Source organism: Paenibacillus filicis, assembly GCF_038070315.1.
Lineage (GTDB): Bacteria > Bacillota > Bacilli > Paenibacillales > NBRC-103111 > Paenibacillus_G > Paenibacillus_G filicis.
This window is the reverse complement of record NZ_JBBPCC010000047.1, coordinates 1-14,220: the sequence shown is the minus strand read 5'-3', so window position 1 is coordinate 14,220 and position 14,220 is coordinate 1. Positions and strand designations below refer to the sequence as shown.

Here is a 14,220-nt window from a genome sequence, read left to right as displayed (position 1 = left end):
GATAAGAGAGTACTTATAGGAAATCAGGAAAATAAAGATTGATTTTATAGTTCTATTTAACTATACTTGTGTATTAGAAGATGAAAATTTTGTAAGAAAGTGTCGTACAACAGATATTGTACGACATGAAGCCGTTGGGCGTAAACTCTAATTGTGCCAGTCATATACGATACCTGAAATGTAGAGCTGTCGATGGGGGGAACCACAGTCTAATGCCGGATGTATTGATCATTGCAGAGATGAAAGAACTGATGGAAAAAGATGTGGAGACCTATGACCATAGCATCCGTATGGCTGGATTAGCCGAAGTGATGGCCTCGGTCTTAAGGCTCAGTGACGTGCAGAAAAGCGTGCTGGTTCACGGCTGTTTTTATCATGATGTCGGCAAGCTCCTGGTCCCGGATGAAATCCTCAAGAAACCTTCCGCACTGACAGCCAGCGAATGGGCTATTATGAAATATCATCCCCGGTTGGGGGCTATGATTCTGAAAGAATATGGAACTATGCTTCCTGAAGTCATCGATATTGTTCTCTACCATCATGAGCGCTGGGACGGAAAGGGCTATCCCCAGGGGAGAAGCGGACCTGATATCCCGCCCTTCGCCAGGCTGTGCGCCATTATCGACGCTTTCGATTGCATGACCTCGGATCGTCCATACCGGCGCGGTCTTACGATCCGGCAAGCCGGTGAGGAGCTTCTGAAGCAGGCGGGCACTCAATTCGATCCTGAATACGTCTCGCTATTCATCCGCACTTTTGAATTGAACAAATTGAATCAACTAACTTGATTAATGAGGTGCCGATGATGAAGTGGTTCTTGAACCTGAGAACAGCGACCAAGTTGATTATGGCTTTCGTAGGTGTGGCTGTCATATCGGCAGGAGTCGGGATTTATGCCTTGACGAACCTTAACATGATGAAAGGGAACATCGACGGGCTGTACGGCAATAATCTGACTTCCATACGCGATCTATCGGCCACCCAGTTCGCTTATCAGAACCTGAGAATACTGGTGCGGGATATCAGTATGGCTCAAACGGAAGCGAATAAGGACAAGCTGGTTCAGAACATCCCCGGTTATCAGCAAGCGGTCGAGGATACGATCCAATCGTATCGCACCACCATCATCACTCCCCCGGAGCAGGATGAATTGAAGATTTTCGATTCGGAGTGGGCTGCTTATAAAAAAGTGTACGATGATGCGGTTCAACTGGCCAGAAAAGAGAATCAGACTGAATTTATCGCTTATAAAGAAAATCAATTGGCCGCACAAGGAGAGAAGCTGAGGTCAAGCCTCGGGCGATTAATCACTATCAACGAAAAGCTCGCCGAGCAGAAAAGCGACTCCAGCGCAGCGGCTTATACGAATGCGCGCAATATGATGATCGGGGTTCTGCTCCTTTCTCTGATCTTGAGCATAGTGATCGGGTATTCGATTGCCCGGATGATCTCGCGTCCTCTTCAGAACGTCGTAGAGGTCGTGAATCGGATGGCGCAAGGCGATTTCCGGGAAAATCTCCATATGACAACCAAGGACGAAGTCGGACAGCTCGCTACTTCTATGGACCAGATGATAGATAATCTGAGAGGCTTGGTTAGCGGGATTTTGATTTCTTCCCAGAGTGTAGCTGCTGCAGCTCAGCAAATCTCCGCCAGCACAGAGGAAATTGCGAGCGGAAGCTCCACTCAGGCGCAATCGGCCCAATCGATCGCCGAGCTGTTCACGGAGCTGTCGTCGGCCATCCAATTCGTGGCGAAGAGTGCAGAGCAGGCAGCTGAGCTCACGAACAATACCGTGCAGACGGCAGGAGAAGGGGGCGCCATCGTCGAAGCCTCCATCTATGGCATGCGCGGCGTCAACACGATGATGTCCAGATTGGAAGAGGATTCGCTCAAAATTGGAGAAATTATCGAGGTGATCGACGATATTGCGGATCAAACCAACCTGCTGGCGCTCAATGCGGCCATCGAGGCGGCCAGAGCGGGCGATCAGGGCCGAGGCTTCGCTGTTGTAGCCGATGAGGTGCGCAAGCTGGCGGAACGAAGCAGTGCAGCGACCAAAGAGATCACCTCCATCATTAAGAAGATGCAGAACAACACCAAGCAGAGCGTAACCGCGGTGCTAGACAGCGTCACACAGTCAGAGCGTACAGGAGAAGCCTTTAACCGCATTGTGGAGATGGTAGGCGCGTCGGCTGGCAAGGTCAACGAGATTGCGGCAGCTTGCCAAGAGGAGGCTGCGCAAGCCTCCGAGGTCATGCTATCCGTGGATCAGGTCGCTTCCTCCAGTCAGGAGTCCGCTGCCGCATCGGAAGAAGCGGCGGCAACTTGCCAGTCGCTCGCCAGTCTGGCAGAGGATTTGAATACGGCTGTCGCTGTCTTCAAGATTAACTAACGCTTGGATGTGAAGGTATGTCCACCTTTCTGCAGGAGCAGTACATTGAGCTGATGCTCGGAGAAGAGCACTACGCCATTCGAATTCAGGATATCGATGAAATCATCAGGATGAAGACGATCACGGATATCCCCGGCAGCTTGCCCCATGTCAAGGGTGTGATTAATCTGCGCAACAAGATCACGCCGGTCATCAGCCTGCGTACTTTGTTCCGCCTTCCTGATGTGGAAGCCACAAAGACTACACGTATTATTGTAGTCAGACATCAGGGGGAGTCGATAGGCATTATCGTTGATCAGGTACACAAAGTTTCGACCTACTCGGATATTGTACCTCCCCCTGAGCAGGTAGGCGGGGTGAGCGGTGCGCGTTTCAGCGGAATCGGACTTCGAGAGGGATGTCTCGTCGGCATCCTGAACATGACTGAAGTGCTGGGCTGAAAGTTCCCTTTTCATCCTTCATATATCATTATTGTGTAGCGGCAAAGCCCTAGCGTTCATCGTTAGGGCTTTGTTGCTTTTTGAAGTTGGATGAAATAATATTAAATAATACTAAACAATAATGATTGATGCTAAGGAGAAATGGAATGACTGCAACTTACTTTATTGAGGAGCGGCGTCAGCGCATTCTGGAGCTGCTGCAGGCGCAGGAGCGTGTCACGGTCAAGCAGCTCTCCACGTTGTTTACGGTGACTGAGGATGCCATCCGTAAGGACCTGAGATATCTCGAGAGTCTCAAGCAACTGAAGAGAACCTATGGCGGTGCGGTGCTGCCCTCCGCCCTGTCAGCCTTCGTCCCCTATGCCGACCGGGGAGGCGCAGAACGCAAGCTGCCTCTGGCACGGCTAGCCGTACAATTGATCGAGCCCGGTGATCTGGTCTTTGCCGAATCCTCCAGTTATACAGCTCTACTGCTGCAGGAGATGCCGCTTCTGCCTGATGTCACGGTCGTGACCAATAGTGTGCATGGACTGGCGGAGCTGTCCAGGAAGGTCAAGGTGATCCATCTCGGGGGCACGGTACATGCGCAGGATGAGGGCTGCTATGGTTTTCATACGTTGGCAGCGCTCTCCCATTATAATTTCGACAAGTGCTTCATGAGGACTTCGGGAGTTAGTGCGGACGGCATGGTAACGACGAGCCTGCCGGAGACGCTGGAGCTGAAGCGGGCGGTGCTGCCTCTGGCCAAGCAGGCGATTCTGCTCGTCGCGGAGGAACAGTGGAACTGCAAGGACCGCTATAATGTCGGTGATCTGGACGAGTGGAATACGGTGATCACAGATACGAAGGACCCCCAGGTGTGGACTAGGCTTAGACAGCAGGGCATTCATGCGGTTGGGCCGGAGTCCGTTGTAGACTTAGCGAATCAATAAGGAGGCGCAGAGGATGGACGAATTGTATAAGAACAGTCAGTGGCTGAGTTGGACGCAAAAGCTGCAAGCCATCGCCCAGACCGGGCTTGCCTACTCGCGGGATGTGTATGATCAGGAGAGATTCGAAGAACTCCGCTCCATCAGCGTACAGATCATGTCGGCGTATTCAGGCTTTCCGCAGGATCAAGTGAGAACGCTGTTCGCCGGAGAGTCCGGCTACGCCACCCCCAAGGTTGATGTCAGGGGCGTAGCGTTCCGGGATAACCGGATTCTGCTTGTCCGCGAAACACTGGACGGTCTATGGTCCATTCCTGGCGGCTGGGCGGATATCGGCTATTCGCCTAGGGAGATCGCGGTCAAGGAGCTGAAGGAGGAATCCGGCTTCGATGTGAGTCCTGTCCGGCTGCTGGCTGTGCTGGACCGTGACCGGCATGATCATCCGCCTCATGCCCACTATATTTACAAGATGTTCATCCTCTGCGAGATTATCGGCGGTGAGGTCATGACCGGTACCGAGACGACAGGTGTCGGCTTCTTCGCGGAGGATGAGCTCCCCCCACTCTCGACGGATCGGGTGACGGAGTCCCAGATACGCCTGTTCTTCAGGCAAGTTCGCGAAGGCGATATGACGACGGTGTTCGATTGAGGGTCCAAGGTAAGGTCAGAGGGGCTCTGACTTCTCTCGCGGTGCATTAGGGGCTTATACAGGGGCGGCGGGAGTAACCAGATGAGACCTGGCGGATGACAGGGCGTTGAGCAACGAGGAGCAACCGATTGAGAGTTTTTTAACTGGCTATACATAAATTCCCATGCCTCGGGCAACCTAATTTTGTCAACCGAGGAAAGGAGGAACTCTCATGTTCAATCAACAAGCTCAAAGCTCCCAACAATCCGGGGGCACCGTCACTTCCAAGGAGCTGGCTTATGTCTCCGACTGCCTGAAAAATGAGGAGCTGCTGGCCAAAATCGCCGCTCAGGGCGTAGCCGAAAGCCAAAACCCGCAGCTCAAGCAGAAGCTTGCGCAAATCGCGCAGGAGCGCCTGCATAACACAGATTTGCTGATCCGGACTCTGCAGCAGCAGTCCCAGCTGGCTCATTAAACATAGGAGGTGTACCCACGCATGTATCAGCAAACGAATACTCAACCTCATTTCCACTTGAATGAGAAGGACGTTGCGAATCTCGTCCTGTCCGAACTGAAGCGTGCCGCCCGTGAATACACGACGGCAGCACTTGAGGCCTCGCATCCCGCACTGCGTCAGACCTTCGTCAACCTGACGCATAAGACGCTGCAGGATCAGGCGGAGCTATTCCAGGTATTGTCGCAGTTGAACGGCTATGGCTCCATCAAGGCAGCGACGCAGCAAGATATTCAGCAGGAGCTGCAGCAGCAGTTCCAGCAATCCGAGCAGCTCCACAACCTGGTGCATCAGGCCGTGCAAAGCGCTTATGCGGCTGGGGGAGCGCAGCAGCAATCCTATCAGCAGCAACCCGCTTCTTACGCCCAGCAGCAGGCTTATGCGCCAAGCCAGCCAACTAGCTATGCAGCCAGCTCTTCCGGCTATGGCGGATCGCCGTCCTCGTCGACGATCCCGTCACAGTCCGCAGGGGCATTCAACGCGGGAGCGGGCTACGGTTCTTACGGCAGCCAGAGCTATACATCGGGCTCCATCAGCTCTGCGCAGCCTGCCTATAGCTCCAGCACGTCGGCTGGGAATGAGTCCGGCTCGGGCTCGCAGAGCTATGAGGCTTATAACGCCAAGAGTCATCAGGATCAGGACAGCAGCCAGTCCTCGGCTTATGGCAGCGCCCGATCGGCTACGTCCGGGTATACGTTCGGCAACACGTCCGGTACGGCGGAATCTGTGCAATCCTCCCTATCCAGCGGAGCGGCTGCAAGCTCGTATGGCAAGTCCCAGGCTTCCTCCCACCATACAACCAGCTAATAGCCGCCGAACAACCGGTGTAGAGGACTACTGTACCTGCCCTTGTCGGTGAGCATCAAAAAAGCCCCCAGCGCTGCTGGGGGCTCTTGCCACTTCACAAGAAGCGGTCCAGACTATCCTTATACAAAGGATGGCCTGTTGTATGTGGCCTTGCTCTCATAGATCAACGTATATTCCTTGTCTCCGCCATCCGGAAAAGGCGCAAGACCGACGACAGGCTTCTTGTCCTTCGCCGCGGGAAGCGGCAGGGAGCTGCGACGAGCGGTGGATGTCTCTCCAGGCTTAACGTTCTTGGATTTAGGCTTGCTCATCGGTATCCCCTCCAAACAGGTAGTGTATCGTATCCATCAATTCCTGATTATCCGCCTGCAGCCGGATCAGATTCTCCTGATCGACGGTGCGGGTTCCGGACAGATGCAGCGTCACGACCAGCTCTTTACCTATAGGATAGCATAGCAAATATACCTTGGCAATATGCTGCCCATACAGGCAAAACTGGGTTTTGCGGCTGATATAGGCGTTGACGACGAAGATGCGGGAAGCACTATCAGCCTGCTGCTCTTCCGGATCGAACGCATAGAATCGTCCACGCCCGACGTTGCCGGCCACCTGCCGGATACCGGTCGTGCCCTCGGCTTTCCAGACGGCCGCTCCAGTCACTTTATATCCGGACAGCTCTGCCGGATTATATGCATTGCGCAGCGCTTCGTACAGCCCGTTAAAGGAAGCCTCGCTGCCGATGCTTCCTTTCTTATGAAGCTCGATGAAAAAATGCAGCAGCCACTGCTTCCGATCCAGCTCCGCCATGGCTCTCTCCAGCTCCCTTGCCGGGTCGACGAAGACGCCCAGTTTCTCGATCCGTCCGATCACCTCGTCGCACGCCACGTTGACGGCTGCCGTAAAGTTGCCGTCCGTGCGGATTTCGTACTTGAGCACGGTCAGTCCCTGCAGGTCGGAAGGAATATGGAACTGGTCGATCTCTATATTATGTCTATGCGAGGGGACGCTCTCCGGAACCAGGTAGAAGACCCGTTCCCTCCGTAATTTTCCCCAGAACAGCCCCATCTCGAACAGCGTATTGTCGCGCGGAGATAAATAGACCTTATCCCTCATATGAACCACATCATCCGGCGAGAACACAAAGACAGCGAAGTCGGTCACATTCAGCCGCCGCTCCAAATCCTCCATCGTCGCATGATTCGCTTCGAAGGTACCTGCGTGCCATGGGGTCACCTCGGCGTGATAGCCGAGCAGCCGGTGAAGCGCATTCACGTATTTGATCGTCTCGCGCGCCGAGCCGATGAACAGTTTCGGTTTAGTCATAGCCGATTATTTCCCCTCTTCCAGCTTCGCTTCCAATCCTTCCCTGTAGTATAGCAAATCAGGCTGTCGCCTGGAATAGACTAGCGGTCCTTCCTCAGATGACGAGACTTGCGAACCTTTGGCAGGACAGACGGGGGCTGTTTGCGAATCCAGCGGAGAAATCCCGATAGCCGCTCATGCGATCGGAGCGCTTCCAGTGTGTCGAGCCCGTCCTCCAGCTCTTCGTTCGTGAACAACGCATGAATCTGCTTGTGACAGGGGATGCACAAGTCTGCCGTGGGCAGGAAGGTGCCTCCCTTTTCCTTGGGCGTCAGATGATGCCGGGTCGTCTCTACCCCTTGGCGTCCACAGAGCGCGCAGCGGTCGAGCGTCTTCAATTTGCTCATAACGGATGCCCTCCTTCCTGACTAGGTGTGCTGCATGTCCTTAATTTGCCGCAGGGACTGGCATCTTATAGCTTCTACTGCTGAGCCGTGTTCCTTCCGTGGTTTTAAAGTTGGCAGCGTTCGGGCATGGAGTTTGGCTGCTGCAAGTAGGGCGGTGAGGGACGCATACTTTTTCAAATTTGATCCATAATACGAGAATACGAGAAAAAAACGCCAACGGAGGTCTTCAGCAGATGAACCTAAGAACTATGCCGGCCCTGGCTCTCGCTCTAGCTTTAGTCGTCTTGCCCGGCTGTCAGACGCGCGAGTCGGATGACGCCGCCGACCGGGTTAAGATGCAGCGGACGGTCGGCCGAGAGAGGCTGCTTCAGACGCTGGAGCAGATCTCCCAGCCCTCGATGGATAAAAGCATTATGGATCAGTCCGATGAGCAGCTCATCGCTTGGCTGAAGCAGGTAGACGCGTGGACGCATCAGGTGCTGTCCTCCCCGGTGACCGGTGAAATCGACCGCTATGCGATGGAAGAGATGCGCAAGCGGCTGAGCCTGCTCTATACGCCGGAGATGGCGGACCGGCAAATTGCTTATTTTTACCGCCGCAACGAGCAGCTCGGTACCTACCAGGCATACAGTACCAAGGCGATGCTCGGCCTGCGGAGTGAGTGGGGACACTATGAGCTGAAGCGGGATCGCGGTGGTGACGGTACGATCCGGCTGTCGCTTCGGGGAACGAATATTCAGCAGGACAAGGCCAGATCCTCCATGCAGCACGAATCCGCGTACCGTCTGGACGGCGATAGGCTGATCATTACGGAGTTTAAAACCTTGTCGTAGACCGGTTAGGCTTAATAAGGCAGAGCGGCGCAGGAATCATGCGCTGTTCTGCTTTCTTTTTATCGGAAAATTTGCTAAAATTAGAACATACATTCCTATTTTCGGCATCGTGGATCGTGACTTGCTCTGACGCATCGTGCACAGGCCCCGTTCATTGACAGCTCTTCCGCCTGTAGCATAGACTACTTGTAGACGGAAGGACAGGGGGCTTTTTTTGTGCATGTGCATTTGGAACAATGGAGGCACGTATTTAAGCTGGACCCTGACCGCGAACTGACAGACGATGCGCTCGAACGTATCTGCCTGTCGGGAACGGATGCGGTGATGGTCGGAGGCTCTTCGGGCGTAACCTTTGACAATACGGTGGATTTGCTGGCACGCATTCGCCGCTATGAGGTGCCCTGCGTACTGGAAGTGTCCGAGCAGGATGCGGTTGTGCCAGGCTTCGATTTGTTTATGATCCCCGTCGTTCTGAATGCCGGTGACCCGGAATGGATCGTGGGTCGTCAGCGTCAGGCGCTGCGGGAGTACGGGGCGATGATGGACTGGCAGCAGATCGTGACGGAAGGCTACATTATATTGAATGGCGATTCGACGGCAGCGCGCGTGACACAGGCGGATACGGCGCTCGATACGAAGGATGTGGAGGCTTATGCCCGTCTGGCGGACAAGCTGTTCCGCTGCCCGGTCGTTTACTTGGAATATAGCGGTGTGTTTGGCGATATGGAGCTGGTGAAGCGGGTGCGGCATACTGTAGGAGAGTCCCGGTTGTTTTACGGGGGCGGCATTGACGGCGCTGAGCGGGCCCGAGAAGCTGCAGCCTGCGCGCATACTGTAGTAGTCGGCAATATCGTGTATCACAACCTGGAGCGGGCTCTGGAGACGGTACAGGCGGTCAAGGAGACCGTGTAGAACGTGAACGTGTAGAAAAGGAAGTGGATATGATGTACCAACCTGTTGATATTCATCAAGCGATACAGAAGCTAAATCCTCCCCAGCGGCGTGCAGTGGAGGCTGTTGATGGCCCTCTGCTGATCATGGCCGGCGCAGGGAGCGGCAAGACGCGGGTGCTGACGCACCGCATCGCATACCTGATCGGAACGCGCCGTGCGGCGCCTTGGAGCATTCTCGCCATTACATTTACCAATAAAGCGGCACGGGAGATGCAGGAGCGCGTGAGCTCCCTTATCGGTCCGCAGGGCCAGGATATCTGGGTGTCCACGTTCCACTCCATGTGCGTGCGTATCCTGCGCAAGGATATTTCCCGGATTGGCTTTACCTCCAACTTTACGATTCTTGATTCCGGGGATCAATTGTCGGTCATCAAGAACTGTATGAAGGAACTGAACATAGACAGTAAGAAATTTGAGCCGAAGGCGGTTCAGGCAGCGCTTGGCAACGCCAAGAACGAGCTGCTGACTCCCGAGAAGCTGGAGCAAAAGATTGGGGATTACTTTGACGGGATTGTCGCCAAGGTGTATGCCCTGTATCAGAAGAAGCTCAGAGCTAACAATTCGCTGGACTTCGACGATCTGATCATGACCACCATCGATTTGTTTCAGAAGGAGCCCCAGGTGCTGGAGTTCTATCAGAACAAGTTTCAATATATTCATGTCGACGAGTATCAGGATACGAACCGGGCGCAGTATATGATCTGCCAGATGCTGGCGGACAAGCACAAGCGCATCTGCGTCGTCGGAGACAGCGACCAGTCGATTTACCGCTGGCGCGGTGCCGATATTAGCAATATCCTCGATTTCGAGAAGGATTACCCGAACGCTACGACGATTCTGCTCGAACAGAACTACCGCTCGACCTCCAATATTCTGAATGCCGCTAACAGGGTGATTGCCAATAATGCAGGTCGTAAAGCGAAGAATTTATGGACCGACAAGGGTGAGGGTCAGAAGATCCGTCTCTACCAGGCCGATTCGGAGCATGAGGAAGGTTACTATATTACCGGGCAGATCCGTACCAATGTTGATAAGAATGGACGGCGCTTCAAGGATCATGCGATCCTGTACCGCACCAACGCCCAGTCACGGGTCGTGGAGGAAATTCTGATCAAGTCGGATATCCCTTACCAGATCGTCGGCGGCGTGAAGTTCTACGACCGCAAAGAGATCAAGGATATCTTGGCTTATCTCAGGCTCGTCTCCAATCCCGATGACGACGTCAGCTTCCGCCGGATCGTCAATGTGCCCAAACGTGGAATCGGCGATACGACGATCGACAAGCTGGCGGCTGCGGCTGCGCAGTTCGGCGTTTCTTTATTTGCCATGCTCGAGAATGTAGATAGCCTGGAGCTCGGAGCCAAGGCACGGAGCGCCCTGAGCGAGTTCCGCGAGATGATCGAGAATTTATATCGGATGGTGGACTATCTGTCCGTGACCGATTTAACGGAGAAGATGCTTGAATTGTCCGCATATCGGGAAGAACTGAGGAGAGAGAACACGATCGAGTCCCAGGCCCGTCTGGAGAACATCGACGAGTTTCTGTCCGTGACGCAGGAGTTCGAGAAGCGCAATGAGGACAAGTCGCTGGTTTCCTTCCTGACAGACCTGGCACTGATCGCCGATATTGATTCAATGAACGATGATCCCGAGGCCGGCAAGCAGGGCGTCGTTCTGATGACGATGCACAGCGCCAAGGGGTTGGAGTTCCCTGTTGTCTTCATCGTGGGACTCGAGGAAGGGGTGTTCCCGCACTCGCGTGCCCTGATGGACAATGAGGAGCTGGAGGAGGAGCGCCGGCTTGCCTATGTAGGCATCACCCGTGCCGAGCAGGAGCTATACCTGACGTGCGCCCGGATGCGCACGTTGTTCGGCCGGACGGCTGCGAATGCGCCGTCGCGGTTCTTGAACGAGCTCCCGGTGGAGCTCGTGGAGAATGCCCGCGGAGCCAATGCGGGCGGATTTGCGCCGCGCGGCGGAGGCGGGGCTGCGTGGGAGCGCGGCGAGCGCCGATTCGGCAGCGCAGGCGGCTTCGGCGGCAGCGCTGCATCCAGCAGCGGAGCGGCCAGGCCGTCCTCCAGCGGCGTGACGTTCCGCACGGGGGCAACAGCCGGAGGCGCTTCGACGGGTGCAGCCTCCGCGGCCAAGGTGGCCGACTTTGGCATGGGCGACAAGGTCAAGCATGGCAAGTGGGGCACAGGCACGATCGTGGCTGTGAAGGGATCGGGTGACGACACCGAGCTGCAGATCGCCTTTCCGGCCCCGGTTGGAGTCAAGCGGCTGCTCGCGAAGTTCGCCCCGATCGAGAAGGCGTAACAATTCTGAAGTAGAGAGGACGAAGGAGATGCCGACCAAGCCGAATCCATTGGAGACGATGCAGGCACTTATTGAAGAAATCAACAAGCACAATTACCACTACTACACCCTAGATGAGCCAACCATCAGCGATGCCGAGTGGGATGCGCTGTACGACAAGCTGGTTCAGCTGGAGGCGGAGACGGGGACTGTGCTGCCGCATTCGCCGACGGGGCGGGTAGGCTTTCAACTGCTCAAGGGATTTGAGCCGCATCGCCATCTGTCGCGTCTATGGAGCCTGGACAAAGCCCAGAATCAAGAGGATCTGATGGCTTGGCACACCCGGGCGCAGAAGCTCGTGTCCGAGTATAATACCCAGAACCCGGAGCAGCCGCTGCCGCCGCTCTCTTTCGTGATTGAGCTGAAATTCGACGGGCTTACGCTGAACCTCACCTATGACAAAGGAGAGCTTGTTCAGGCTGCCACGCGCGGCAACGGAACTGTCGGAGAGGGTATCCTGGCGCAGGTCAAGACGATCAAGTCCGTTCCGCTGCGCATCCCGTATACGGACGGCATCGTTGAAGTTCAGGGCGAAGGTCTGATGAATTTGTCCGTGCTTGAGAAATACAATGAGACCGCTGCTGAGCCTCTCAAGAATGCGCGCAATGCGGCTGCGGGGGCGCTTCGCAATTTGAACCCTAAGGTGACCTCCGAGCGGCGACTCAACGCTTATTTTTATAATATCGGCTATACGGACGGACTCCGGTTCCAGGATCATCGGGAGATGGTGGAGTTTCTGCGTGACAATCAGTTCAAGGTCAGTCCTTACGTGAAGTTCGTCGACTCGATCGAAGCCGTAGAGGAGGAACTGCAGAATCTCGTTGCGATGCGCAATACGCTGGATTTCCTGATCGACGGCATGGTCGTGAAAATCTGCGATATGCGGACCCGTGAGGTATTGGGGTACACAGATAAATTCCCGCGTTGGGCTGTAGCCTATAAGTTCGAAGCGGAAGAAGCGGTCACGACGCTGCTCGAAGTTGGCTGGAATGTCGGCCGTACCGGCAAAGTGACGCCAACGGCCCGCGTAGAGGCCGTCGATATCGCCGGGGTTACCGTGCAGAACTGTACGTTGAACAATATGGACGATATCGGCCGTAAAAATCTGACCCATGCGCTGGGCAGCCTGATTTATATCCGCCGCTCCAACGATGTCATTCCCGAAATCCTCGGGAAGGTAACCGAGGAGGCAGATGGGCAGGAGATCGTGGCTCCTACCGTTTGTCCGTCCTGCGGCCATACGCTGGAATACCGCGGTGTGCATCTGTTCTGTCCGAACCGCCTGGACTGCCGTCCGCAGCTGGTGGGACGCATCACTCATTTTGCGTCCCGGGATGCGATGGATATTGACACGTTCAGCGAGAAGACCGCTGAGCAGCTATATGATGAGCTGGAAGTGCGCGATCCGTCAGATCTGTACTATTTGTTGTTCGACGATCTGGTGAAGCTGGACCGCTTCGGCAAGAAGAAAGCGGAGAACCTGCTTGCGGCGCTGGAGAAGAGCAAGACGCCGGATCTCGCGTCCTTTTTATTTGCTTTGGGCATCCCGAACACGGGCAAGACCACGACTAAGGAGCTTGCCGATCATTACCGCTCGCTGGATCGTCTGCGCGAAGCGACGGCGGAAGAGCTGATCACGCTGCCCGATATCGGCGGGATCGTGGCCGATAGCATCGTCCGGTTCTTCCAGGACGAAGCCATGCAGCGTACAATCGAGCGGCTGCTGTCTGCTGGTGTAGCTCCTGTGGCCGAAGAAGCCCCGGCTGCCGTCGACGAGAGCAATCCTTTCTTCGGCAAGACGGTTGTGTTAACGGGGACCCTGCACTCGATGGGCCGTGATGAGTGTGCCAAGCGGCTGGAACAGCTCGGAGCGAAGGTCACAGGCAGCGTGTCCAAGAAGACGGATATCGTGATTGCCGGAGAGAGCGCGGGCAGCAAGCTGACCAAAGCCCAGGATCTCGGCATCCGGATTATTGATGATGAGCAGGAACTGCTTCGTCTTTTGAGTTAAAGTCGTTGCGTTCCTTGATGTAAATGTAAATGAATCCTGCCTTTTGCCACTTTGGTGTAGAGGCGGGATTCATTTGTTTCAGAATGGTTATCCTAGATAAGGGCCTTCTATTTCGGGAATTAGGCTGCTTAAACGGAGTTTCAGTAGCGTTTTTGCATGATTTGAACGCGGGTTTCGTAGGTTTTTGTGCCTGTAAACAATTTTTTAAAAAAAGAGTTGCAATTCCACCCTGGTTTATGTTAAATTACTGCTTGTCGCTGAAAACGGACAAGTTCAATTTTGAAGGACGTTGCAGCGAAGAAAATTAAAAATCGCACTTGCAAAGTTCGATGATAAATGATATGATACGATCCTGTCACGGTGAGCAGATATTGTTTATCAGTAACGTACAAGTGTGACGAAAGCTCTTTGAAAACTGAACAAAATGAGACGAAATGCTAAGCGTAATACAAGTAATGAGCTAATCGATTCTTTCGATAGATAAGCGCTTCAGTCGGCTTCGGCTAACTGAAGATGCAAACCTTAATGGAGAGTTTGATCCTGGCTCAGGACGAACGCTGGCGGCGTGCCTAATACATGCAAGTCGAGCGGACTTATTCCTTCGGGGATAGGTTAGCGGCGGACGGGTGAGTAACACGTAGGCAAC

General features: G+C 54.5%; 14 protein-coding genes and 1 rRNA gene. 12 read left to right on the top strand and 3 right to left on the bottom strand.

Features of this window, described 5'->3' with window-relative positions:
• Nucleotides 1–212: 212 nt before the first annotated feature.
• From WMW72_RS35365 to WMW72_RS35335, 7 genes are all read left to right on the top strand, one after another.
• Nucleotides 213–788 carry an HD-GYP domain-containing protein gene (locus WMW72_RS35365; protein ID WP_341420289.1) on the top strand — a complete coding sequence of 192 codons (576 nt, stop codon included), beginning with the start codon at nucleotides 213–215 and terminating at the stop codon, nucleotides 786–788.
• A gap of 14 nt (nucleotides 789–802) precedes the next feature.
• Nucleotides 803–2,395, top strand: a complete 1,593-nt coding sequence (locus WMW72_RS35360) for a methyl-accepting chemotaxis protein (protein WP_341420288.1) — start codon at nucleotides 803–805, stop codon at nucleotides 2,393–2,395.
• Between the two features lie 17 nt (nucleotides 2,396–2,412).
• Complete coding sequence (locus WMW72_RS35355) at nucleotides 2,413–2,835, top strand: chemotaxis protein CheW (RefSeq protein ID WP_341420287.1); 423 nt, start codon at nucleotides 2,413–2,415, stop codon at nucleotides 2,833–2,835.
• Nucleotides 2,836–2,981: 146 nt separating this feature from the next.
• Complete coding sequence (locus WMW72_RS35350; RefSeq protein ID WP_341420286.1) at nucleotides 2,982–3,767, top strand: DeoR/GlpR family DNA-binding transcription regulator; 786 nt, start codon at nucleotides 2,982–2,984, stop codon at nucleotides 3,765–3,767.
• A 13-nt stretch (nucleotides 3,768–3,780) separates the two neighbouring features.
• A complete protein-coding gene (locus tag WMW72_RS35345; RefSeq protein ID WP_341420285.1) occupies nucleotides 3,781–4,413 on the top strand; it encodes an NUDIX hydrolase in 633 nt (210 codons plus the stop codon).
• Between the two features lie 211 nt (nucleotides 4,414–4,624).
• Complete coding sequence (locus WMW72_RS35340; RefSeq protein ID WP_341420284.1) at nucleotides 4,625–4,867, top strand: hypothetical protein; 243 nt, start codon at nucleotides 4,625–4,627, stop codon at nucleotides 4,865–4,867.
• Between the two features lie 21 nt (nucleotides 4,868–4,888).
• Nucleotides 4,889–5,713, top strand: a complete 825-nt coding sequence (locus WMW72_RS35335; RefSeq protein WP_341420283.1) for a spore coat protein — start codon at nucleotides 4,889–4,891, stop codon at nucleotides 5,711–5,713.
• Nucleotides 5,714–5,832: 119 nt separating this feature from the next.
• Here WMW72_RS35335 and WMW72_RS35330 read toward each other — a convergent pair whose 3' ends face one another.
• The 3 genes from WMW72_RS35330 to WMW72_RS35320 form a co-directional block, all read right to left on the bottom strand.
• Nucleotides 5,833–6,024, bottom strand: a complete 192-nt coding sequence (locus tag WMW72_RS35330) for a hypothetical protein (protein ID WP_341420282.1) — start codon at nucleotides 6,022–6,024, stop codon at nucleotides 5,833–5,835.
• Nucleotides 6,011–7,036, bottom strand: a complete 1,026-nt coding sequence (locus WMW72_RS35325) for a TIR domain-containing protein (protein ID WP_341420281.1) — start codon at nucleotides 7,034–7,036, stop codon at nucleotides 6,011–6,013. The genes WMW72_RS35330 and WMW72_RS35325 overlap by 14 nt, the downstream gene beginning before the upstream one ends.
• An 80-nt stretch (nucleotides 7,037–7,116) precedes the next feature.
• Complete coding sequence (locus WMW72_RS35320; RefSeq protein ID WP_341420280.1) at nucleotides 7,117–7,422, bottom strand: HNH endonuclease; 306 nt, start codon at nucleotides 7,420–7,422, stop codon at nucleotides 7,117–7,119.
• 233 nt (nucleotides 7,423–7,655) lie between these two features.
• On the opposite strand from WMW72_RS35320, the gene WMW72_RS35315 reads away from it, so the two are divergent.
• The 5 genes from WMW72_RS35315 to WMW72_RS35295 all read left to right on the top strand — a co-directional run.
• A complete protein-coding gene (locus WMW72_RS35315) occupies nucleotides 7,656–8,255 on the top strand; it encodes a hypothetical protein (protein ID WP_341420279.1) in 600 nt (199 codons plus the stop codon).
• A 216-nt stretch (nucleotides 8,256–8,471) separates the two neighbouring features.
• Nucleotides 8,472–9,167 carry a heptaprenylglyceryl phosphate synthase gene (gene pcrB / locus WMW72_RS35310; RefSeq protein WP_341420278.1) on the top strand — a complete coding sequence of 232 codons (696 nt, stop codon included), beginning with the start codon at nucleotides 8,472–8,474 and terminating at the stop codon, nucleotides 9,165–9,167.
• Nucleotides 9,168–9,196: 29 nt separating this feature from the next.
• Entirely contained in the window at nucleotides 9,197–11,524 is a 2,328-nt protein-coding gene (gene pcrA, locus WMW72_RS35305; RefSeq protein ID WP_341420277.1) for a DNA helicase PcrA, read from the top strand.
• Nucleotides 11,525–11,552: 28 nt separating this feature from the next.
• The gene (gene ligA, locus WMW72_RS35300; RefSeq protein ID WP_341420276.1) at nucleotides 11,553–13,574 is read left to right on the top strand and encodes an NAD-dependent DNA ligase LigA; all 2,022 of its coding nucleotides are present in this window, start codon (nucleotides 11,553–11,555) and stop codon (nucleotides 13,572–13,574) included.
• Nucleotides 13,575–14,096: 522 nt separating this feature from the next.
• Nucleotides 14,097–14,220, top strand: a 16S ribosomal RNA gene (locus WMW72_RS35295); the annotation flags it as partial.

Coding starts and splice junctions, on each gene's coding strand:
- WMW72_RS35365 (WP_341420289.1), top strand. CDS start 213: ATGCCGGATGTATTGATCATTGCAGAGATGAAAGAACTGATGGAAAAA.
- WMW72_RS35360 (WP_341420288.1), top strand. CDS start 803: ATGATGAAGTGGTTCTTGAACCTGAGAACAGCGACCAAGTTGATTATG.
- WMW72_RS35355 (WP_341420287.1), top strand. CDS start 2,413: ATGTCCACCTTTCTGCAGGAGCAGTACATTGAGCTGATGCTCGGAGAA.
- WMW72_RS35350 (WP_341420286.1), top strand. CDS start 2,982: ATGACTGCAACTTACTTTATTGAGGAGCGGCGTCAGCGCATTCTGGAG.
- WMW72_RS35345 (WP_341420285.1), top strand. CDS start 3,781: ATGGACGAATTGTATAAGAACAGTCAGTGGCTGAGTTGGACGCAAAAG.
- WMW72_RS35340 (WP_341420284.1), top strand. CDS start 4,625: ATGTTCAATCAACAAGCTCAAAGCTCCCAACAATCCGGGGGCACCGTC.
- WMW72_RS35335 (WP_341420283.1), top strand. CDS start 4,889: ATGTATCAGCAAACGAATACTCAACCTCATTTCCACTTGAATGAGAAG.
- WMW72_RS35330 (WP_341420282.1), bottom strand. CDS start 6,024: ATGAGCAAGCCTAAATCCAAGAACGTTAAGCCTGGAGAGACATCCACC.
- WMW72_RS35325 (WP_341420281.1), bottom strand. CDS start 7,036: ATGACTAAACCGAAACTGTTCATCGGCTCGGCGCGCGAGACGATCAAA.
- WMW72_RS35320 (WP_341420280.1), bottom strand. CDS start 7,422: ATGAGCAAATTGAAGACGCTCGACCGCTGCGCGCTCTGTGGACGCCAA.
- WMW72_RS35315 (WP_341420279.1), top strand. CDS start 7,656: ATGAACCTAAGAACTATGCCGGCCCTGGCTCTCGCTCTAGCTTTAGTC.
- pcrA (WP_341420277.1), top strand. CDS start 9,197: ATGATGTACCAACCTGTTGATATTCATCAAGCGATACAGAAGCTAAAT.
- ligA (WP_341420276.1), top strand. CDS start 11,553: ATGCCGACCAAGCCGAATCCATTGGAGACGATGCAGGCACTTATTGAA.